General features: G+C 65.6%; 17 protein-coding genes. All 17 read left to right on the top strand.

The window, feature by feature from the left end; translation table 11 throughout:
* Positions 1-272 precede the first annotated feature (272 nt).
* Complete coding sequence (gene tssA, locus JZZ72_RS22100; RefSeq protein ID WP_078481824.1) at positions 273-1835, top strand: type VI secretion system protein TssA; 1563 nt, start codon at positions 273-275, stop codon at positions 1833-1835.
* Between the two features lie 32 nt (positions 1836-1867).
* On the top strand, positions 1868-2377 hold the full coding sequence (gene tssB, locus JZZ72_RS22095; protein WP_043860560.1) for a type VI secretion system contractile sheath small subunit: 510 nt from the start codon (positions 1868-1870) through the stop codon (positions 2375-2377).
* A 25-nt stretch (positions 2378-2402) separates the two neighbouring features.
* Positions 2403-3878 carry a type VI secretion system contractile sheath large subunit gene (gene tssC, locus JZZ72_RS22090; RefSeq protein WP_043860559.1) on the top strand — a complete coding sequence of 492 codons (1476 nt, stop codon included), beginning with the start codon at positions 2403-2405 and terminating at the stop codon, positions 3876-3878.
* A gap of 14 nt (positions 3879-3892) precedes the next feature.
* The gene (gene tssE / locus JZZ72_RS22085; protein ID WP_043860558.1) at positions 3893-4300 is read left to right on the top strand and encodes a type VI secretion system baseplate subunit TssE; all 408 of its coding nucleotides are present in this window, start codon (positions 3893-3895) and stop codon (positions 4298-4300) included.
* A gap of 65 nt (positions 4301-4365) precedes the next feature.
* A complete protein-coding gene (tssF, locus tag JZZ72_RS22080) occupies positions 4366-6153 on the top strand; it encodes a type VI secretion system baseplate subunit TssF (protein ID WP_210015156.1) in 1788 nt (595 codons plus the stop codon).
* On the top strand, positions 6117-7124 hold the full coding sequence (gene tssG / locus JZZ72_RS22075; RefSeq protein WP_043860556.1) for a type VI secretion system baseplate subunit TssG: 1008 nt from the start codon (positions 6117-6119) through the stop codon (positions 7122-7124). Before tssF ends, tssG begins: the two co-directional genes overlap by 37 nt.
* A 6-nt stretch (positions 7125-7130) precedes the next feature.
* Complete coding sequence (gene tssH / locus JZZ72_RS22070) at positions 7131-9719, top strand: type VI secretion system ATPase TssH (RefSeq protein ID WP_210015155.1); 2589 nt, start codon at positions 7131-7133, stop codon at positions 9717-9719.
* A 10-nt stretch (positions 9720-9729) separates the two neighbouring features.
* A complete protein-coding gene (locus JZZ72_RS22065; protein WP_116052742.1) occupies positions 9730-11247 on the top strand; it encodes a sigma 54-interacting transcriptional regulator in 1518 nt (505 codons plus the stop codon).
* Between the two features lie 96 nt (positions 11248-11343).
* Positions 11344-11484: a hypothetical protein gene (locus JZZ72_RS22060; protein ID WP_058540727.1), complete on the top strand. Its 141-nt coding sequence runs from the start codon at positions 11344-11346 to the stop codon at positions 11482-11484.
* Positions 11485-11501: 17 nt separating this feature from the next.
* A complete protein-coding gene (gene tagH / locus JZZ72_RS22055; RefSeq protein ID WP_116052745.1) occupies positions 11502-12665 on the top strand; it encodes a type VI secretion system-associated FHA domain protein TagH in 1164 nt (387 codons plus the stop codon).
* Positions 12666-12670: 5 nt separating this feature from the next.
* A complete protein-coding gene (gene tssJ, locus JZZ72_RS22050; protein ID WP_043860551.1) occupies positions 12671-13165 on the top strand; it encodes a type VI secretion system lipoprotein TssJ in 495 nt (164 codons plus the stop codon).
* Positions 13166-13167: 2 nt separating this feature from the next.
* Complete coding sequence (gene tssK, locus JZZ72_RS22045; protein ID WP_054916577.1) at positions 13168-14499, top strand: type VI secretion system baseplate subunit TssK; 1332 nt, start codon at positions 13168-13170, stop codon at positions 14497-14499.
* A gap of 4 nt (positions 14500-14503) precedes the next feature.
* Positions 14504-15373 (top strand): type IVB secretion system protein IcmH/DotU, encoded by an 870-nt coding sequence (gene icmH / locus JZZ72_RS22040; protein WP_058540725.1) that lies wholly within the window; start codon positions 14504-14506, stop codon positions 15371-15373.
* A gap of 14 nt (positions 15374-15387) precedes the next feature.
* The gene (tssM, locus tag JZZ72_RS22035) at positions 15388-18945 is read left to right on the top strand and encodes a type VI secretion system membrane subunit TssM (RefSeq protein WP_210015154.1); all 3558 of its coding nucleotides are present in this window, start codon (positions 15388-15390) and stop codon (positions 18943-18945) included.
* A complete protein-coding gene (locus tag JZZ72_RS22030) occupies positions 18946-19674 on the top strand; it encodes a PP2C family protein-serine/threonine phosphatase (RefSeq protein WP_054916580.1) in 729 nt (242 codons plus the stop codon).
* Positions 19671-20720, top strand: a complete 1050-nt coding sequence (locus JZZ72_RS22025; RefSeq protein WP_043860548.1) for a serine/threonine-protein kinase — start codon at positions 19671-19673, stop codon at positions 20718-20720. Before JZZ72_RS22030 ends, JZZ72_RS22025 begins: the two co-directional genes overlap by 4 nt.
* Positions 20721-21038: 318 nt before the next feature.
* Positions 21039-21225 (top strand): type VI secretion system tube protein TssD (gene tssD / locus JZZ72_RS22020; RefSeq protein ID WP_210014507.1); only part of this gene is annotated, 187 nt, incomplete at its 3' end.

The following is a 21225-nucleotide window of genomic DNA, read 5'->3' as shown; positions in this document are numbered from 1 at the left end:
GCGCACTATAAGCTGCACGCCCGAAGGGCGGCTAGCATGCCTTGAAGTGTGGCAAAGTGCCAGTCCTGTTCGTCAGCGGAATGGTTTCCTGCTTTTTGATACAAATTGCACACGCTGTGTTGATTGCAATGTGCCATTTCCCTAACTAGGATGTGCCCCCTCACTTAAGGCAGCGAACCCACGGATGGGTGTTTGACGCTGTTTTGGTAGGCCCCGTGCCGCCTGGGCTTTTTCGGTCGGCGCGGGGCCTGCAGTCCAACTACAGGCCAAGGATGTCCTACTCAAGCAAGTTGCACGCTCGTTACCACGAGGTTGCCCGGCAGGCTGTATCACCAGACTGTTTTGCGGGCGAGGACGTGCGTTTTTCCAGTGAGTACGAAGCACTGGAAGGCGAGTTGAACAAGGCTCAGTCCGTTCACGAGAGCGGCCAGATCGACTGGCTTCGCGTGCTCGAGAACAGCGAGACGCTGCTGCGCACACAGTCCAAGGACCTGCGGGTTGCCGCCTGGTTGACGTGGGCGTTGTATCAACGCGAATCCTTCCCGGGCCTGCTGGCCGGCGTGGGGCTGTTGCAGCACCTGTGCGAGCAGCACTGGGCGCAGGTGCACCCGGCCAAGCCACGCACGCGGGCCGCGGCCATCGGCTGGCTGGTGCCGCGCCTGGAGCAGGTACTGGGTGAAAATGTCGCGATCAAGGAGCAACTGGCGCTGTTCCGCCGCCTGGTCGACAGCCTGCAGGCGCTCGATGCAGCCCTGACCACGCACCTGGGCGATGAGGCGCCGCTGTTGCTGCCGTTGTGCCGACGCCTGTCGAGCATGGTGCAACGTGCTGCCGACAATCAGCCCGAACCCGGTGCCGTGGGCGCGGTCGTGGCCCAGGTCAAGCAGGCCGCCACCCAGTTGCTCACCCCCGGCGCCCCCGTCGACAGCGAAAAAGACGCGCACAAGGTGTTACGCACCCTGCAGGATGGCGCTCGACCGTTATCGAACTGGTGGCTCAAGCAGAAGGCCACCGACGTGCGCGCCTTGCGCCTCAACCGCACGCTGCTGTGGTTGCAGATCGACGCGGTGCCCGAGCGCAATGCCGAACAGGTGACCGTGCTGCGCGGGTTGCCGGTCGACCGCCTGAAGATCTACCAGGAACGCTTTGCCAACGGCCAGTACGCCGACCTGCTGATGGAGCTCGAGGCCAGCCTGGCCAAGTCGCCGTTCTGGTTCGACGGCCAGCGCATGGTCTGGGAGTGCCTGCTGGAGCTCAACGCCGAGCAGGGCATGCGCGAGGTGGAGTTCCACTTCGCGCAACTGCTGCAGCGCCTGCCCGGGGTGGTGGAGCTGCGCTTTCATGACGGCACGCCGTTTGCCGACCCGGCGACGCGGGGCTGGATCAACGCCAGCGTCATGCCGCACCTGCAGAGCACCAGCGCACCGCGCAAGGTCGAGACCGACCTCGCGGCCAGCCTGCCACCCTGGGAGCTGGCCCTGGAGGCGGTGCTGCCCGTGCTGCGCAAGGACGGCCTCAAGCCTGCCGTGCAGATACTCAAGCAGGGCATGCAGGCGGCTCAAGGCGGGCGTGTGCGCTTTTTCTGGCAGCTCAGCCAGGCGCGGCTGTGCTTTCTGGCCAAGAAGTACGAACTGGCCAAGACCCAGCTCGAAGCCCTAGATCACGAACTGCAACAGGCCGGCCTGCATCAGTGGGAGCCGGACCTGGCACTGGAAGTACTGCGTCTGCTGCACAGCTGTTGTGAGCTGCTGCCGCAGAACCACGCCGTGCGCGAACGCAAGGATGAGGTTTATCGCAGGCTGTGCCACCTCGACCTCGAAGTGGTACTCGACTAGGCCCCCGGGCCGCAAACGCAAGGAGAAAAGCCATGGCCAAAGAAGGCTCGGTAGCCCCCAAGGAACGCATCAACGTCACGTTCAAACCTGCCACGGGCGGCGCCCAGGAAGAAATCGAACTGCCCTTGAAGCTGCTCGCGATCGGTGACTACACCCAGCGTCCGGACGAACGCAAGGTAGAGGACCGCAAGCCCATCAGCATCGACAAGATGACGTTTGACGAAGTGCTCGCCAAGCAGGAGTTGAGCCTGACCCTCAGCGTGCCCAACCGCCTGCAGGACGACGAAAGCGCCAGCGATGAGCTGGGCATCAGCCTGCGGGTCAACTCCATGAAGGACTTCAACCCGGCCAGCCTGGTCGAGCAGGTGCCAGAGCTCAAGAAGCTGATGGAACTGCGCGATGCGCTGGTGGCACTCAAGGGCCCACTGGGCAACGCACCGGCTTTTCGCAAGGCCATCGAAGGCGTGCTCGCCGACGATGAGTCGCGCACCCGCGTACTCGGCGAACTGGGCCTGAGCGCCACGCCGACCACCGACGCTTGAGCCTCCCCCGTCAAGGAAGAACACCATGAGCACCAGCGCAGCACAGCAAACCAGCAGCACCGATGGCGAGTACAGCATTCTCGACAACATCATCGCGCAAACCCGCCTGACGCCCGACGATGAAGCCTATGACATTGCCAAGCGCGGCGTGTCGGCCTTCATCGAAGAGCTGCTCAAGCCGCACAACGACGGCGAACCGGTCAAGAAGGCCATGGTCGACCGCATGATCGCCGAGATCGATGCCAAGCTCAGCCGCCAGATGGACGCGATTCTCCACCACCCCGACTTCCAGTCGCTGGAGTCGGCCTGGCGTGGCCTGCAGTTGTTGGTCGACCGCACCAACTTTCGCGAAAACATCAAGATCGAAATTCTCAACGTCTCCAAGCAGGACCTGCTGGACGACTTCGAGGACTCGCCCGAAGTCATGCAGGCCGGTCTCTACAAGCACATCTATACCGCAGAGTACGGCCAGTTCGGTGGCCAGCCGGTGGGCGCGATCATCGCCAACTACTTCATGTCGCCCAGCTCCCCCGACGTCAAGCTGATGCAGTACGTCTCCAGCGTTGCGTGCATGTCCCATGCGCCGTTCATCGCCGCTGCCGGTCCGAAGTTCTTCGGCCTCGAAAGCTTCACCGGCCTGCCGGACCTCAAGGATCTCAAGGACCACTTCGAAGGCCCGCAGTTTGCCAAGTGGCAGAGCTTTCGCCAGTCCGAGGACGCGCGCTACATCGGCCTCACCGTGCCGCGCTTCCTGCTGCGCAACCCTTATGACCCGGAGGAAAACCCGGTCAAGTCGTTCGTCTACAAGGAAACCGTGGCCAACAGCCACGAGCACTACCTGTGGGGCAACACCGCCTATGCGTTCGGCACCAAGCTGACCGACAGCTTCGCCAAGTTCCGCTGGTGCCCGAACATCATCGGCCCGCAGAGCGGTGGCGCGGTGGAAGACCTGCCGCTGCACCACTTCGAAAGCATGGGCGAGATCGAGACCAAGATCCCCACCGAAGTGCTGGTGTCGGACCGTCGCGAGTACGAGCTGGCCGAGGAAGGCTTCATCTCCCTGACCATGCGCAAGGGCAGTGACAACGCCGCGTTCTTTTCCGCCAGTTCGGTGCAGAAACCCAAGTTCTTCGGCATCAGCGCCGAGGGCAAGGCCGCCGAGCTGAACTACAAGCTCGGTACCCAGCTGCCGTACATGATGATCGTCAACCGCCTGGCCCACTACCTCAAGGTACTGCAGCGCGAGCAGCTGGGCTCGTGGAAGGAGCGCACCGACCTGGAGCTGGAACTCAACAAGTGGATCCGCCAGTACGTGGCCGACCAGGAGAACCCGAGCGCCGAGGTGCGTGGGCGTCGTCCGCTGCGCGCGGCCCAGATCATCGTCAGCGATGTGGAAGGGGAGCCGGGCTGGTACCGGGTCAGCCTCAACGTGCGCCCGCACTTCAAGTACATGGGCGCCGACTTCACCCTGTCGCTGGTCGGCAAGCTGGATAAAGAGTAAGCGGGGGCGCGTACATGAGCGGATATGGCAGCCTTTTCGAGCGTCTGGGCGGCGAAGCCGACAAGCGTCGCGGCTGGAGCCGCGAGAGGGCTGCCATGGCCTCGGTGGCGGTGCACCTGGGCAAGATGCTCAGTACCCGTGCGGGCAGCGTGCAGACGCTGCCCGATTACGGGCTGGCAGACCTCAATGACATGCGCCTGAGCCTGCATGACGCGCTGAGCCAGGCGCGTCAGGCCATCGAGCAGTTCATCGAAGCCTACGAACCGCGCCTGACCAATGTGCGCGTGGTGTCGCTGCCGCGTGATCACGATCAGCTCAAGCTGGCTTTCAGCATCGAAGGCCTGCTTGAGCTGGACGGGATCAAGCGTCAGGTCAGTTTTTCCGCGCGCCTGGAGGGCGGCGGGCAGGTGCAGGTCAACTGAGACGCGCACCGCGCTGTCGTCTCGCGAACAGGACGTTCCTGAGCATGCAAAACAGGTAACCGAGCATGTCCTTCAATCATTACTACCAGAGCGAGCTCACCGCGTTGCGCCAGCTGGGGCGACGCTTTGCCGAGCGCAGCCCGGCCCTGGCGCCGTTTCTGGGGCAGGCCGGGCGCGACCCGGACGTGGAGCGGCTGCTCGAGGGCTTTGCCTTCCTCACCGGGCGCCTGCGCCAGAAGCTCGATGACGAACTGCCCGAGCTGAGCCATTCGCTGATGCAGCTGCTGTGGCCCAACTACATGCGCCCGCTGCCGGCGTTCAGCATCCTGCAGTTCGACCCGCTGGGCCAGTCCGGCCCGCCCTTGCGGGTGGCGCGCGATACACCGGTCGAGAGCCAGCCGATCGATGAGGTGCGCTGCCGTTTTCGCACCTGCTACCCCACCGATGTCATGGCCCTGGACCTCACCGCGCTCAATTACTCGGTAAAGGGTGATGGGGCGCTGCTCAGCCTGAGCCTGGAGATGAGCTGCGACGGGCATGTCGGCGAGCTGGAACTGAGCCGCCTGCGCCTGCACCTGGCAGGCGAGCGCTACATCAGCCAGATGCTCTACCTGTGCCTGCTGCGCAACGTGGAAGGCATCGAGCTGGTGCCGCTGGGGGGCGATGGCAAGCCGCTGGTGCGCGCCAGTGGCGAGAACGTGACAGTGCGCCTGGCTGGCACCCGTATCAAGCCGGTCGGCTTCGCCGAGGAAGAGGCGCTGATTCCCTACCCGCTGAACACCTTTCGCGGTTACCGCTACCTGCAGGAGTACTTCGCCTTCCAGGACAAGTTCCTGTTCGTCGACCTCGACGGCCTGGAGGCACTCAAGTCCCTGGGCACGGAAACCCTCAAGCAGATGCGTGGGCTGGAGATACGTTTCGACATCCGCAGGGGCGGTATCCAGCGCATGCGCCCCACGCTGGACAACGTCAAGCTGTACTGCACCCCTATCGCCAACCTGTTCCAGCACGATGCCCTGCCGATTCGCCTGGATGGCAAGCAGGACGAATACCTGCTGCTGCCCGCCGAGTACGACCTGGAGAACTGCGGGGTGTTCTCGGTGCACAGCGTGACCGGCTGGAAGCCCGGCGGCGTGGGCTACCAGGCCTATGTGCCGTTCGAGTCGTTCGAGCACGACCCCAGTTTCGACGTGCCGCAGACCAGCCCGCACTACAGCATTCGCCAGCGCTCCTCGCTGTTGCATGACGGCCTGGACACCTACCTGAGCTTCGGAATACGCGATACCCGCACCCACGAGACGCTGTCCATCGAGCTCACCTGCACCAACCAGAACCTGCCGCGCCGGCTCAAGCTGGGTGATATCGACCAGCCGTCCGAGCAGACCCCGGAGTTCCTCACCTTCCGCAACATCACCCCGGTCACGGCCAGCTACGCACCGCCCCTGAACCGGGACTTCCTGTGGAAGCTGATCAGCAACATGTCGCTCAACTACCTGTCGCTGGCCAACGTCGATGCGCTCAAGGTGATCCTGGAAACCTACGACTTGCCGCGCTACTACGACCAACATGCCGAGAAGGTCAGCAAGCGCCTGCTCGGCGGGCTCAAGTCGATCCGTCACGAGCATGTCGACCGACTGCACCGCGGCCTGCCCCTGCGTGGGCTGCGCACCGAACTGACCATCGACCCGCAAGGCTACATCGGCGAAGGCGACCTGTTCATGTTCGCCTCGGTGCTCAACGAGTTCTTTGCCCTTTATGCCAGCCTCAACTCGTACCACGAGTTGCGGGTCAGAAGTACCCAGGGAGAGGTGTACCAATGGACACCACGTATGGGCCTGCAGCCCCTGCTTTGAGCGGGCTGAGCCACGCAATACGCGAGTACTCGCTGTTTCAGGCCGTGCTGCTGGTCATCGACCGGCTGCGCGAGTTCCATCCGCACCTGAGCGAAGAGGAGCTGTACGACCAGCTGGAGTTCCAGGCCAATCCGAGCCTGGGCTTTCCGGGCAGCGACGTCGATCGCGTCGAGTTCTTCGACGACCGCGGGCAGATGCGTGCACGCCTGCGTTTCAACCTGATCGGCCTGTGCGGCGCCAGCTCGCCGCTGCCGGCGTTCTACGTGGAGCAGGCGCTGGGCGATGGCGAGGACGGCAACACGACCCGGCAGTTTCTCGACGTGTTCCACCATCGGCTACAGCGCCTGATGCTGCCCATCTGGCGCAAGTACCGTTATCGCGCACGCTTCCAGAGCGGGGCGATGGACCCATTCTCGGCGCAGCTGTTCGCCCTGATCGGGCTGGGTGGCGAGCACATTCGCGAGGCCCGCGAACTGAACTGGAAGCGCCTGTTGCCCTACCTGGGCCTGCTGAGCCTGCGTGCCCACTCGGCGGCATTGATCGAGGCGGTGCTGCGCTACTACTTCAAGCATGCGCAGCTGGTCATCGAGCAGTGCATCGAACGTCGCGTGGTCATCCTGCAGGAGCAGTGCAATCGCCTGGGGCGCGCCAACAGCCTGCTGGGCGAGGACGTGGTGCTGGGCGAGCGGGTGCGTGATCGCAACGGCAAGTTCCGCATCCACATCACCCAGCTCGACTGGCAGCGCTTTCACGAGTTCCTGCCGATCGGCTTCGGCTATCAGCCGCTGTGTGCCCTGGTGCGTTTCACCCTGCGCGACCCGCTGGACTACGACATCCGCCTGGTGCTGCGCCAGGAAGAGATTCGCGAGCTGCGTATCGGCCAGGACAACGCCTGCCGTCTGGGATGGACGAGTTGGCTCGGTCACGAACGCGCCGATGGCGTGGTGACCCTGGGAAGCAAAATTCATTAAGGACCGATGAACATGATCACCGTAGACCTGCAACAACTCATCCAGGCGCTGGACGCCGACACCCGTCGTGACCTGGAGCGCTGCGCCGAACGTTGCGTGGCACGTGGCGGCAGCAGGATCCTGGTCGAGGACCTGCTGCTGGAATTGCTCGATCGCCCCGAAGGGCTACTTGAACGGGCCTTGCACGACGCCGACGTGGCGCCGGGCGAACTGCGCGCCACCCTGCAGGTGCAGCTTGAACACAGCGCTTCGCGCAACCCGGTGTTCGCCCCCGAACTGGTGCAGTGGCTGCAGGATGCGCTGCTGGTGGCCAACCTCGAACTGGGCAGCAGCCAGGTCGAACAGGCTGCGCTGATCCTGGCGCTGCTGCGCAACCCCGTGCGCTATGCCGGCAGCCATTACCAGCCGCTGCTGGCCCGCCTGAACATCGAGCGCCTCAAGGGCTTCGCCCTGGCGTCCCGGCCGGTTGCAGCGCAGGGTGCCGCGGGCGGCCAGGGCGAGTCGATGCTGCAGCGCTTTACCCACAACCTCACCCAGCAGGCCCGCGACGGCCGACTCGACCCGGTACTGTGCCGCGATGAAGCGCTGCGCCAGATGATCGACATCCTTGCCCGGCGGCGCAAGAACAACCCCATCGTGGTGGGCGAGGCCGGTGTGGGCAAGACCGCCATCGTCGAGGGCCTGGCGCTGCGCATTGCCGCCGCCGAAGTGCCGCCGGCACTGCGCGGGGTAGAGCTGCTGGCGCTGGACATGGGCCTGCTGCAGGCCGGCGCCAGCGTCAAGGGCGAGTTCGAGCGACGCCTCAAGGGCGTGATCGACGAGGTCAAGGCCGCGCCCCGACCGGTCATCCTGTTTATCGATGAAGCCCACACCCTGATCGGTGCGGGCGGCAACGCCGGCGGTTCGGATGCGGCCAACCTGCTCAAGCCTGCACTGGCGCGGGGCGAGCTGCGCACCATCGCCGCCACCACCTGGAGCGAGTACAAGAAGTACTTCGAGAAGGCCCCGGCCCTGGCCCGGCGCTTTCAGCCGGTACAACTGCACGAGCCGACAGCGGACGAGGCGGTGACCATCCTGCGCGGCCTGGCCCAGGTGTATGAGAAGAGTCACGGTATCTACCTGCGCGATGATGCGGTGGTGGCGGCGGCGCACATGTCGGCGCGCTACCTGGCCGGGCGACAGTTGCCGGACAAGGCGGTCGATGTGCTCGACACCGCCTGTGCCCGGGTGCGCATCAGCCTGGCCGCCGCGCCGCAACGCCTGGAACGCCTGCGTGCCTCGCTGGCCGAGGGCGAGCGGCAGGTGCAGGCGCAGCAGCGCGACGCCGAAGCCGGCGTGGGCATCGACCAAGAGGCGCTGCACCTGTTGCAGGCGCAACTGCGCAGCGACCAGGCCGACCAGCAGGCCGTGCAGGCGCGCTGGGAACAGCAGCGCGCGCTGGCCGAGCAGGTGCTGGACCTGCGCCGGCAGTTGGCCGAAGCCCGCGAGCAGGGCAATGCACGGGATGACGTGGCCGTACTGCAGGCCAGCCTGGAGACCACCCGCAGCCTGCTGGAAGCGGCGCAGGCCGAAGAGCGCCTGGTCAGCTTCGAAGTGTGCCCGCGCCTGGTGGCCGAAGTGATCAGTGCCTGGACCGGCGTGCCGCTGGAGCAACTGGCCCGCGAGCACAACGCCAGGATCATGCGCTTTGCCGAAGACCTGCGTGCGCGCATCCGTGGTCAGGAGCAGGCCGTGCAGGCACTGGACCGCTCGATGCGGGCCAACGCAGCCGGCCTGGCAAAGCCCGATGCGCCGGTCGGGGTGTTCCTGCTGGTGGGGCCCAGTGGCGTGGGCAAGACCGAAACGGCCCTGGCCCTGGCCGACCTGCTGTATGGCGGCGAGCGCTTCATCACCACCATCAACATGTCCGAGTTCCAGGAGAAGCACACCGTGTCGCGGCTGATCGGCGCGCCGCCCGGTTACGTCGGCTATGGCGAGGGCGGCATGCTCACCGAGGCGGTGCGCCAGAAGCCCTATTCCGTGGTGCTGCTGGATGAGGTCGAGAAGGCCGACCCGGACGTGCTGAACCTGTTCTACCAGATCTTCGACAAGGGCGTGGCCAACGACGGCGAGGGGCGCGAAATCGACTTTCGCAACACCCTGATCCTGATGACCTCCAACCTGGCCAGCGAGCAGATCGCGAGCCTTTGCCAAGGCGCCGAACGGCCCTCTGCCGAGCAGCTGGAACAGGCCATACGCCCCGCCTTGAGCAGGCATTTCAAACCGGCCTTGCTGGCGCGCATGCGTGTGGTGCCCTACTACCCGGTGAGCGGCCCGGTTCTGCGCGAGCTGGTCGAGATCAAGCTGCAGCGCTTTGGCCAGCGGCTGCTGCGCCGGCAACTGGGTTTCACCTATGCCCCGGCGCTGGTCGAGCACCTGGCCGAGCGTTGCACCCAGGGCGACAGCGGCGCGCGGCTGATCGACCACCTGCTCGACCTGCACCTGATGCCGCAGGTGGCTGACCGGCTGCTGGCAGCGATGGCGGCCGGGGAGTCGTTGCAGCAGGTGCATGCCACGCTCGATGGCGATACGGGCGTGAGGTGCGAGTTTGCCTGAGGTGGGGGTGATGTTCACCCACGTGCCGCAGCCCTTGCGCTATGCCGAAGCCCTGTTGACGCACTTCGCCAGCCTGTCGCGTACGGGCCGGGAACCCGCGCTGCAGGAGCGCTTCGTGCAGGCGGTGGCCGAGCTCAGCGGTTGCGAGCTCAGTCAGCTGTACCTGCTCGATGCCACCCACACTTCGCTGAGCCTTGCCGCCGAATGGCTGGGCGGGGCCTTGCAGCCGCGTGCTGCCGCCAGCGTGCCGGTGGATTACAACGGCGAGCAACTGCTGCAGTTCGCGCTGTGTCAGAACCGTTCGGTAAGCCTTGCCGACCTGCCCGCCAGCCTGCTCGACACCAGTTTCCTGCCGGTGCTGCACAGCCCCTGGCAGTCGCTGCTGTGCGTACCGCTGCTCAACCCGCAGCAGGCCATCGCCGGCCTGCTGCTGTGTGCCAGCCGTACCAGCGTCGACCTGGGCGGCTTTGCCCAGTCGCTGGGACAGCTGGGGGCGTTCGTGCTGGTGCAAATGGAGTTGCTGCAACGCCTGCACCAGCCCGAGGCGGCGCTGGCGCCGCTGCCCGCCACGCGCGCAGGCGCCACCGACTACGGGCTGATCGGCAACAGCGCCGCGATCCGCCAGGCCTACCAGCTGATCAGCAAGGTGCTGCACAGCCCCTACACCGTCCTGCTGCTGGGCGAGACCGGCACCGGCAAGGAGGTCGTGGCCCGGGCGATTCACGACTACGGCCCGCGCGGTACCCGGCCGTTCGTGGTGCAGAACTGTGCGGCCCTGCCGGAAAACCTGCTGGAGAGCGAACTGTTCGGGTATCGCCGGGGCGCCTTCACTGGCGCACTGCGCGACCGCCCTGGCCTGTTCGATGCCGCCCACGGCGGCACCCTGCTGCTCGACGAGATCGGCGACATGCCGCTGTCGCTGCAGGCCAAGCTGCTGCGCGTGCTGCAGGAGGGCGAGATCCGCCCGCTGGGTTCCAACGACACCCACACCATCGATGTGCGCATCATCGCCGCCACCCACCGCGACCTGGCGGTGCTGGTCAGCGAAGGGCGCTTTCGCGAAGACCTGTACTACCGCCTGGCGCAGTTCCCCATCGAGTTGCCGGCCCTGCGTCAGCGCAGCGGCGATGTGCCAGTGCTGGCCCGGCATTTCTCTGCCAAGGCCTGCGAGTTTCTTGGGCGCAAGCCCCTGCAGTGGTCGCCGGCGGCACTGGCCTACCTCGACGGGCTCGCCTGGCCGGGCAACGTGCGTGAACTCAAGGGCCTGGTGGAGCGCGCGGTGTTGCTGTGCGACGGCGAGTGCCTGCTGCCTGAGCATGTTGCCCCGGCCAGCGAAGTACCGTCGGGGGACAGCGGGCTGAACCTGCGTGATCGCCTTGAAAACGTGGAGCGCCACTGGCTGCTCGACTGCCTGCGCAAGAACGCCGGCAACCAGACCCTGGCCGCACGCGAGCTGGGCCTGCCGCGGCGCACCCTGCTGTACCGCCTGGGGCGGCTGAACATCAACCTTGGCGAGTTCGAAGGTTGAGCGGCCATGGCGAGCAATGCTGCATTTTCCCTTACAACCGTGCGCTGCCCCCGGCGGGCGGCGCCCCGTGCAATGCCCACCAATGGAGATCTGCAAATGTCTGTTCGTCACTGGCCCGCCTTGCTGCTGGCGCTGATCGTGCTCAGCGGCCTGGGCGGCTGTAGCGGCAATTACAAATTCAACGACGACACCTATCGCCCGCTGGGCGATCCGCAGGCAGCCAACCGCGGCAAGTGAGTGCAAGGAGCATCAACATGGAACTGGTTCTTGAAACGCAGGGACGCAGCAAGACCTTCACCCGTGCAGGCGGCGTGATCGGGCGCGACGAGGCGTGCGACTGGATCATCAGCGACCCGCAGCGGCATGTCTCCAAGCGACATGCGCTGGTCACCTGTCAGGAGGGCGTGTTCTTCCTCACCGACATCAGCAGCAACGGCACCCGCGACGGACGCAGCGGTGCGCAGCTGCGCAAGGGGCAGGCGCAGCGAATCGAGCAGGACAGCGTGTACCTGCTGGGCGGCTTCGAGGTGCGCGCGCGCCTGGTCACCCGCACCGCAGCCGATGTCGAGGTCGGCCTGCCCAGCGCCGCGGGCAGCATCATCCCTGACGACGCCTTTCTTGAGCTGGACCCGTTCCATGCCCTCGACCAGCAGGACGTCGAGCCTTCGCCCCTCGACGCACTGAGTGCACTCGACACGGTTGCACCGGTGGCCCGCCAGCGCCCCGACTACGCGCGCATAGACATGGAAAGCCTGCTGGTACCCAACCTGGTGGCGCAGCCCGAACCCGACGATGAACCACAGGCGCCGCCGGCACCTGCATGTAACGAACGGTTCTGGGCAGCCTTTGGTACCGCCCTCGGGGTCGATCTGGGCGGGCTCGACCCTGGCGCCCGTGAAGCCCTGGCGATCAAGGCGGCCGGCCTGCTCAAGCAGAGCATCGGCGGCGTGCAGCAAAGCCTGCGCACCCGCAGCGAACTGAAGAACGAGTTGCGCCTGGCCCTGACCACCTCCCACCGCGCCAGCCACAACCCGTTGAAGTCGAGCGCCGATGCCGGCCAGGCGCTGGGCCTGTTGCTGCACCCGGCCGCGCCCGGCCAGCTCCCTGCGAGCCAGGCACTGACCCAGGCCTACCGCGACCTGCAGGCGCATCAGGTGGCGATGCTGACGGCCTGTCGCGCTGCGCTGCAGGGTGTGCTTGAGCACTTTTCGCCACGCCAGCTGGGCCTGCAGTTCGAGCGCGGCCGGGCACCGCTGCTGCGGACTGCCGGCAGCCAGTGGCGCGCCTACGTGCGCTACCACCAGGCCCTTGGCCAGGACGATGAATGGAGCGAGCGCCTGCTGGCGCGCGACTTCGCCCAGGCCTACGCCGAACAGGTTCGCCTGATCGGTACCCTTCACACCGACGCTCAAGGATGATCCCCATGCTGCGCTGCAAGACCTTTCTCTCCACCGGCCTGATGGCGCTGGCGCTGTTGCTGGCCGGTTGCTCCGCGCTGTCGCCGTACTCGGAACTGACCAAGCTGCAACTGACCCTCGACGCCGGTGACCAGCTCAACCCGGACCTCAATGGCCGGCCCTCGCCGATCGTGGTGCGCCTGTTCGAACTCAAGCACCCGGTGGCCTTCGAGCATGCCGACTTCTTCAGCCTGTACGAGCGGGCCAAGGAATCCCTGGCGCCAGACCTGGTGGTCAGCGAAGAGCTGGAGCTGCGCCCCGGTGAGCACGTGACGCTGCGCCTGAGCGTGGAACCTGGCAGCCGCTACGTCGGCGTGCTGGCGGCCTACCGCGACCTGGAGCAGACCCAGTGGCGCTACGTGGTCCAGATCACCCCGCAGGCACTCAACAGCGCCAGCCTGACGCTGGACCAGGCCGGCATTCGCAACAGCAACGCCACACTGGCCCGGACGGAAAACTGATCATGCATGTGCACAAAGTCATTTGGCAGGAAGGCATGCTGCTGCGTCCGCAGCACTTCCAGCACAACGATCGCTACTACGACTACCAGATGAAAACCCGCACCCAGCTGCTGGGCAGCTACAACTGGGGTTTTCTCAGCCTGGAGATCGACCAGCAGTTCCTGAGCATGGGCAAGCTGGTGGTCAGCCAGGCCAGCGGCGTGCTGCCCGACGGCAGCCTGTTCGAGCTCAGCAGCAACATCGAGCCGCTGGCCCTGGACATACCGCCCAACACCGGCAACACGCCGGTGTACCTGGCACTGCCGCTGGTGACCGGCAACCACATCGAGACCCGGCGACTGGAGCAGTCCGATGTGCTGGCGCGCTACATCGCCTACGAGACCCCGGTCAGCGATTCCAACGCCGGTGACGACATCAACAGCGACATCAGCTGTGCACGGCCGGACTTTCGCCTGCTGCTGGGCGAGCAGCAGGGCGATCAGGCCTACGTCAAGCTCAAGCTGTGCGCCGTGCTCGACACCACCCCGGACGGCGTGATCAGCCTGGACCCCGAGTTCGTGCCGACCTTCATTCACACCCACGCTTCAAGCTACCTGCTGTCGTGCCTCAAGGAGGTGATCAGCATGCTCGGCCACCGTGGCGACACCATTGCCGAGCGCATCCGTTCCAACGGCAAGGTCGGCGGCGCGGAGGTGGGCGACTTCATGATGCTGCAACTGATCAATCGTACCGAACTGCTGCTGCGTCACTACCTGGGCCTGGACCAGCTGCACCCCGAGGAGCTGTACCGCACCCTGCTGACCATGCTGGGGGACCTGGCGACCTTTGCCAGCGACACCAAGCGCCCGCGTACCGACAGCCGTTATCAGCACAGCGACCAGGGCGCGAGCTTTCGCCGGCTGATGGACGGCATACGCGAGGTGCTGTCGATGGTGCTGGAACAGCACGCCATCGAACTGGACCTGCAAACCCGCCAGTACGGCATCCTGGTGGCCGCCGTGCACGATCAGACGCTGCTCGCCTCGGCCTCGTTCGTACTGGCCGCCAGCGCCAACTGCGACAGCGAGACCCTGCGCACGCGCCTGCCCTCGCACCTCAAGGTCGGCCCGGTGGAACGTATCCGGCAACTGGTCAACCTGCACCTGCCTGGCATCAAGGTGGTGCCGTTGCCGGTGGCGCCGCGGCAGATCCCGTTCCATTCCAACAAGACCTACTTCCTGCTCGAATTCAACGCCGAAGACCAGGCCCTGCTGGAGCGCTCCGGTGGTTTTGCCTTCCACGTCTCGGGCGAGTTCGCCGAGCTCGAACTGAAATTCTGGGCCATCAGGAACTGACCGCATGCACAAGGACATCGAACACCGTCAGGACGACAAGACCGTGCTGGTGGACCGCCAGGGCCAGGCGCCCAGGCAGGTTCCGCTGACCGATGGGTTGGCCACGCCGCGCCTGGAGCAACTGGAAGACCGGATGATCTACTCGGCTCGCCTGGGCCCGGCCGAGGCCATCAACATCAGCCTCAACACCCTGGTGGCAGCCGCCTCGGACCTGCTCTCGCACGTGGTGCGGCTCAAGCACAGCGACAGCCGCGAAGACCTCGACGCCCTCAACCAGACACTCACCCATGGCATCAAGCTGTTCGAGGCCCATGCGCTGCACAACGGCGCCGAGCCCAGCCAGGTGATGACCGCGCGCTACGTGCTGTGCTCGGTGCTCGACGAGGCCGTGGTCACCACCTCCTGGGGCAACGAGAGCGAGTGGGCACAGATGAGCCTGCTCAGCACCTTTCACAACGAGACCTTCGGTGGCGAGAAGTTCTTCCAGCTGCTCGATCGTCTGTCGAAGAACCCGGTCAAGCACCTGCCGATGCTGGAGCTCATGTACCTGTGCCTGTCGCTGGGGTTCGAGGGCAAGTACCGCGTGATGGTACGCGGCATGCTCGAACTCGAAGGGATTCGCGACGCCTTGTTCCGCCAGGTGCGGCAACTGCGCGGGGATGCCCCGCGCGAACTTTCGCCGCAGTGGGAAGGGCTCAACGACCAGCGTCGCAGCCTGGTGCGGGTGGTGCCGTGGTGGATGGTCACGCTGTTCGCGCTGATCTGCCTGGTGGTGATGTATTCGGGGTTCGCCTGGGTGTTGGGCGAGCAGCGCGAGGCCGTGCTGCAACCTTTTCAGCAGCTTGACCCGGAAACGGTCCAGGCGCAGCAGTAGAACAGGGACGTGTGATGAAAAACTTCTTCAAGAAAGTCGGCGATTTCCTGCGCAAGACGTGGGTATGGACGCTGTTGCTGGTGCTGTCGCTGGTACTGCTGGTGTGGTTCGTGGGGCCGCTGCTGGCAGTCGACGACCACCGCTTCTGGGCCTCGGCCACCTCGCGCCTGCTGACCATCAGTGCGCTGTTCCTGTGCTGGGGGTTGGGCATGGTGTTCGCCAGCTGGCGCGCCGGGGTGCAGAAAAAGGCTGTCGAAGAGAGCGAGGACGGCCAGGAACGCCTGCGCCGTGAAGCGCGCATCGACGAGGACCACAAGGAACTGCGCAGCCGCTTCAGCGAGGCGTTGCGTACGCTCAAGGGCTCGAGCCTGTATGGCGGGCGCAGCGAGCGCTGGCGCAACGACCTGCCCTGGTACTTGCTGATCGGCCCCCAGGGCAGTGGCAAGACCAGCCTGCTGGACTTTTCCGGCCTGGAGTTTCCGCTCAACAAACTGGACCGCCAACTCACCCGCGACACCCGCGGTACGCGTCATTGCGACTGGTATTTCGCCGACCACGCGGTGTTGATCGACACCGCCGGACGCTACCTGACCCAGGAAACCGCCGAGGTCGACGCCAGTGCCTGGCGTACCCTGCTCAACCTGCTGCGTCGACGCAGCCGCAGCCGGCCGCTCAACGGCGTGCTGGTCAGCGTGCCGGTCGAGCTGCTGCGCAGTGGCGACGAGAAGGGCCTGGAAAACCTGGCGCGCCAGGTCCATGCGCGACTGCAGGAAATCCAGCAGACCCTGCATGTCCAGGTGCCGGTGTACCTGGTGCTGAGCAAGGCCGACCAGTTGCAGGGGTTCGACGATTTCTTCGACCAGCTCAGCCGTGAAGAAAGCGACCAGGTACTGGGCAGCACCTTCACCAAGGCGCAGAACGGCACCGATGTGGTTGTGCTGCGCCAGGCCTTCGAGGCGCTGCTGCGGCGCCTCAACAGCCAGGTGATCATGCGCATGCACCACGAGCGCGATACACAGCGGCGCGCGCGCATCCTTGACTTCCCGCACCAGCTGGCGCAGATCGGCGAGCAGCTGTGCCTGTTCGTCGACATCGCCTTCACCGGCAATCGCTACCAGCGCGCCAGCCAGCTTCGCGGGTTCTACCTCACCAGTGCGCCGCACCTTGTCCAGCAGCTGGACCCTGACACCGCCAGCATCGGGGCCAGCCTGGGCCTGCCCAGCACGGTGCTACCCACCTTGCGCAGCGGGCGTTCGCGGTTCATCCATCACCTGCTCAGCCGGGTCATCTTCCCCGAGGCCGACCTGGCCGGCCTCGACCAGCGCGAGCGGCGACGCATCGACTGGGGGCAGCGCGCACTGTATGTCGGCGCGCTGGGCGTACTGGTGTGCTGCGGGTTGCTGTGGGCGGGCGGTTTCAGTGCCAACCACGACCGCCTCGAGCAACTGCGCGGGCTCGGTCAGGTGTGGGCCGGGCAGCGTGCAGCGCTGACCCCGCAAAACGATGCCATGGCCGCGCTAAAGCCGCTGGACACCAGCTATGCCGCGACCCAGGTATTCCCGCCTTCGGGTGATGCGTCACTGCATGAACGCCTGGGCCTGTACCAGGGCGAGCAGAGCAATCCGTTGCTTCGCAGTGCCTACGAACAGGACCTGCACACCCAACTGCTGCCACGGGTGGCCAAACAGCTCGAAGGGCAGATTCGTGGCAACCTGCGCGACCGTGAGCGCCTGCTCAACAGCCTGCGTGCCTACCTGATGCTGAGCATGCCCGACCGCCGCGAAGCCGCCTGGCTGCAGGAGTGGGTAGCCGCTGACTGGTCGCGCCGCTACGCGGGCAACACGGCGGTGCAAAACGGGCTCAACGGGCATTTCGAACGCCTGCTGCAACTGCCATTCAGCTACCCGCTGGACCCGCAGCTGGTGGCCCAGGCACGCAAGGTGCTGCGCAGCGAATCGCTGGTCAACGTGGTGTACCGGGTACTGCGCGAGCAGGCCAGCAGCCTGCCCGACTACCGTCTCAGCCAGCACCTGGGCCCCCAGGGCGGGCTGTTTTTCGGCACCGACTACGTGATTCCGGGGTTTTACACCCAGCAGGGCTACGAGCAGTATTTCTCGGTACAGGGCTCGACCCTGGTCAGCGAGCTGCTGCGTGACAACTGGGTCCTGGGTGAGGGCAGCGGCATCAGCGACATGGACATGCGCCGCCTGCTGGTAGGATTGGAACAGCTGTACTTTCGCGACTACGCCAACCACTGGAGCGAGGCTGTCGGCCAGGTCGGCCTGCAACCGTTCGGCGATGCCGGCGAGGGCGCCGATCAGCTCGCCGGGCTCACCTCGGCCAACTCGCCGGTACTTCAACTGCTGGTGCAGGTGCGCGACAACACCCGTTTCGAGCCCGTGCCGGGCAGCACCGATGAGCCCGCCGAGGCACCGGCCAGCGACCCGGCCAAGGGGGTCAAGCTGGGCAAGAAGGCCAACACGGCGGTCGCCGTGGCCGGCAAGGTCCAGGGCGCCCTGGCGAGCAAGCCCGCCGTGGCGGCCAAGCCGCTGCCCGACACCGCGAAGAAGTCCCTGCAGCGGCGTTTCGAATCCCTGCATCGGCTGCTGGACGAAAACAATGGCCCCTCCGCCGACCTCACCCCGGCGCTGCAGGCGCTCAACGACCTGCAACTGCAGATGGCCGGCCTCGCGCGCGCCAGCCAGCCGGAGCAGATGGCCTTCGAGCTTGCCAAGACCCGCATGGGGGGCCAGCGCGATGCGCTCAGCGCCCTGCGCAACGCCTCCGGGCGTCTGCCGCGACCGCTCAATGGCTGGTTCAACCTGCTGGCCGAAGACAGCTGGCGGCTGGTACTCAACGATGCCTACCAGTACGTCAACGAGCGCTACCAGAGCGAGCTGTACGGCTTCTACGGTGAGTCGATCCAGCAGCGCTACCCGTTCGATGCCCACAGCACCAGTGACGTGGCGATCAACGACTTTCGCGAGTTCTTCAAGGCCCAGGGCATCGCCGAGCGCTTCTTCGACACCTACCTGCGCCCGTTCATCAGCGGCGACCCGGGCAGTTACCGCCTGCGCAGCATCGACGGCCAGAGCCTGCCGATCTCGCGGGTCTACCTGGACCAGATGGCCAGGACCCAGACGATTCGCCAGAGCTTCTTCGCCGAGAACCCGGCGCAGCCGCAGGTGCAGTTCAGGCTCGAGCCCTACACCCTGGACTCGGCGGTGAGCCGCGCCGAGTTCCGCTTTGGCGATCGGCAGCTGGACTATCGCCACGGCCCGGTGGTGCCCATGACCTTCAACTGGCCGACCGATGCCCAGGACGGTCGCGCAAGCCTGGTGCTCGAACGCATGGTCGAGCGCCCGATCGGCATCGAGAAGAACACCGGGCCGTGGTCGCTGTTCCGCCTGTTCGACCTGATGCAGACCGAGTACCTCAAGGGCCGCGACGTGCTGGTGCTCAAGGCCGAAGTGGGCGGGCTGCGGGCCAACTACCTGCTCAGCAGCCAGCGTGCGCCCAACCCTTTCGACGTTGGCGTGTTACGCGGCTTTCGTCTACCGGGGTCGCTCTAGATGCAGGTTGGAGCACGCTGGCGCAGCGCGGCGCGCACGGATGCTGGCAAGGTGCGCATGCGCAACGAGGACGCCTTTCTGGAGTGCCCGGCGCAGGGCCTGTGGGTGGTGGCCGATGGCATGGGCGGCTACCGCGGTGGCGACCTGGCCAGCCAGCTGATCGTCGCCAGCCTGGCCGAGTTGCCGGCCCATGGCAGTTTTGACGAGCGCCTGGAAGGGGTGCGCGGGTGCCTGCATTGGATCAACCGGCGCCTTGGCCAGGAACTGACCGTCACGGATGCACATCACGACAGCATCATGGGCAGCACGGTGGTGGCGCTGCTGCTCGAGGGCGAGCGTGCCGCGTGCATCTGGGCCGGTGACAGCCGCTGCTACCTGTGGCGCCAGCAGCGTCTTTATCAGCTGTCACGAGACCATTCGTTGCAGCAGCAGTTGATCGACCAGCGCCAGATGAGCGCGGAGCAGGCGCGGGCGCAACCGGGCGCTCGCGCCCTGACCCGCGCCCTTGGCGCCAGCGAGCAGCTGACCCTGGAGGTGCTGGAGCTGCAGGTATACCCGGGCGATGCGTTCCTGCTGTGCAGCGACGGCCTGTATCAGGAACTGAGCAGCGATGCACTGGGCAAGGCGTTGAGCCTGGCGTCGGCGCAGGTCGCGCTGGAGCGTCTGTTCGAAGGGGCATTGCGCGGCGCGGCGGGGGACAACCTGACCGCAGTGGTGATTCGCCAATGAGCAGACACCAGCCCGACCTCGGTGCCTTGCTGGCCACCGAATCCCGCGACGCCAACCTCACCTATTTCGCCTTCGTCAACGGCCAGTTGGCCGCCCCGGCGCCCGCTGCGGCCAAGCGCAAGGGGCGCCGCACAGGCAAGAAAAAGCCGGCGCCGACACCGCCGCTGGTGCCGCTGCCGCAGGTGCTGGCCGGGCGCTATAGGCTCGAACGCCTGCTCGGTGCCGGCGGCATGGGCATGGTCTATCGCGCCCGCGATCTGCTGCGCGAGCAGTTCGGTGACCCGCAGCCCTGCGTGGCGATCAAGCTCATGAGCGAGGCGCTGGCCGCCTCGCCGGATGCCAACGCGCTGCTGTTCAGCGAGTTTGCCCTGACCCGGCACGTGGCGCACCCGCAGGTGGTCAACCTGTACAGCTTCGAGATCGACCCGCCGAGCCAGCGCGCCTTCATCACCCTGGAGCTGCTGCGCGGGCCTGCACTGGACAAACTGCTGTGCGAGCAACCGCTGGGCCTGCACGGGCAGGCGTTGAACGCGATCGTGTTGCCTCTGCTGGAAGCCCTGGCCTGCTGCCATGCCCGGGGCGTGTTTCACGGTGACCTCAAGCCGAGCAACGTGATGCTCGGCGAAGACGGCGTGCGCCTGTTCGATTTTGGTCTTGGCCAGGCCGACGCCGGTGTGCTTTCGGGGCTGGCCCACCTCAGCCGCGAGCGCTTCAACGCCTGGACGCCCGGCTACGCTGCACCGGAACTACTTGAACACGGCACGCTGGGTGCGGCGGCGGATATGTATGCGGTGGCCTGCCTGATCTACGAGCTGGCCAGCGGCAAGCATCCCTATCGGCGCCTGCCTTCAACTCAGGCCCGCGCCGAGCAGCTCGATCGCACGCTGACGCGCCCGTCGAACCTGCCCGCGCACTGCTGGCCTGCGCTGAAAATTGCGCTGGCATTCGACCCTGCCCAGCGCACGATCAGTGCGCGGCAACTGCAGGAGGCGCTGGCGTCGAAAGGGGGCTGTTGGGGGCGTGTTTTTTCGCTTTTCAAGCGGTGAAAACCTACCCTGCCGTTTTTACCAACTGCGCAACTTCTTGCGCACTCCAATGTGGATAACCCTGTGCATACATTTCCCTAGGCCTTTGGGATAAAGGCCTACAGACGAGTGCGCAACTTCTTGCACAGTACTGCGCAAGAAGTTGCGCACTTTTTCGGGTTTTCTCGCGTAAAAGTGCTCAAAAAACGTACAGTAAAAACACAAGCTACTGATTAACAACAACTAAATTTCAGTTGGCACGCGTCTTGAACTGTCTCCTTGCAGTCGCACGGCATTTTTCGCCTGTTCGGCTTCATTTTTTGCAAGGAGCAAACCCCCATGGCAACACCTGCCTACATGTCCGTCACCGGCACCAAACAAGGCCTGATCACCGCCGGAGCCTTCACCGCCGATTCGGTCGGCAACACCTACCAGGAAGGCCACGAAGACCAGGTCATGGTCCAGGGCTTCAACCACGAAGTGATCATCCCGCGCGACCCGCAGTCCGGTCAGCCGACCGGCCAGC

It is taken from the genome of Pseudomonas palmensis, assembly GCF_017848315.1.
Lineage (GTDB): Bacteria > Pseudomonadota > Gammaproteobacteria > Pseudomonadales > Pseudomonadaceae > Aquipseudomonas > Aquipseudomonas palmensis.
This window is presented reverse-complemented; position numbering and strand designations above follow the sequence as displayed.

Bases quoted from the DNA above. Each gene is read 5' to 3' on its own strand.
- tssG (WP_043860556.1), top strand. From the start codon at position 6,117: ATGGACACCACGTATGGGCCTGCAGCCCCTGCTTTGAGCGGGCTGAGC.
- tssC (WP_043860559.1), top strand. From the start codon at position 2,403: ATGAGCACCAGCGCAGCACAGCAAACCAGCAGCACCGATGGCGAGTAC.
- tssM (WP_210015154.1), top strand. From the start codon at position 15,388: ATGAAAAACTTCTTCAAGAAAGTCGGCGATTTCCTGCGCAAGACGTGG.
- tssB (WP_043860560.1), top strand. From the start codon at position 1,868: ATGGCCAAAGAAGGCTCGGTAGCCCCCAAGGAACGCATCAACGTCACG.
- icmH (WP_058540725.1), top strand. From the start codon at position 14,504: ATGCACAAGGACATCGAACACCGTCAGGACGACAAGACCGTGCTGGTG.
- tssJ (WP_043860551.1), top strand. From the start codon at position 12,671: ATGCTGCGCTGCAAGACCTTTCTCTCCACCGGCCTGATGGCGCTGGCG.
- tssE (WP_043860558.1), top strand. From the start codon at position 3,893: ATGAGCGGATATGGCAGCCTTTTCGAGCGTCTGGGCGGCGAAGCCGAC.
- tagH (WP_116052745.1), top strand. From the start codon at position 11,502: ATGGAACTGGTTCTTGAAACGCAGGGACGCAGCAAGACCTTCACCCGT.
- JZZ72_RS22030 (WP_054916580.1), top strand. From the start codon at position 18,946: ATGCAGGTTGGAGCACGCTGGCGCAGCGCGGCGCGCACGGATGCTGGC.
- tssA (WP_078481824.1), top strand. From the start codon at position 273: ATGTCCTACTCAAGCAAGTTGCACGCTCGTTACCACGAGGTTGCCCGG.
- tssF (WP_210015156.1), top strand. From the start codon at position 4,366: ATGTCCTTCAATCATTACTACCAGAGCGAGCTCACCGCGTTGCGCCAG.
- JZZ72_RS22060 (WP_058540727.1), top strand. From the start codon at position 11,344: ATGTCTGTTCGTCACTGGCCCGCCTTGCTGCTGGCGCTGATCGTGCTC.
- JZZ72_RS22065 (WP_116052742.1), top strand. From the start codon at position 9,730: ATGTTCACCCACGTGCCGCAGCCCTTGCGCTATGCCGAAGCCCTGTTG.
- tssK (WP_054916577.1), top strand. From the start codon at position 13,168: ATGCATGTGCACAAAGTCATTTGGCAGGAAGGCATGCTGCTGCGTCCG.
- tssH (WP_210015155.1), top strand. From the start codon at position 7,131: ATGAACATGATCACCGTAGACCTGCAACAACTCATCCAGGCGCTGGAC.
- JZZ72_RS22025 (WP_043860548.1), top strand. From the start codon at position 19,671: ATGAGCAGACACCAGCCCGACCTCGGTGCCTTGCTGGCCACCGAATCC.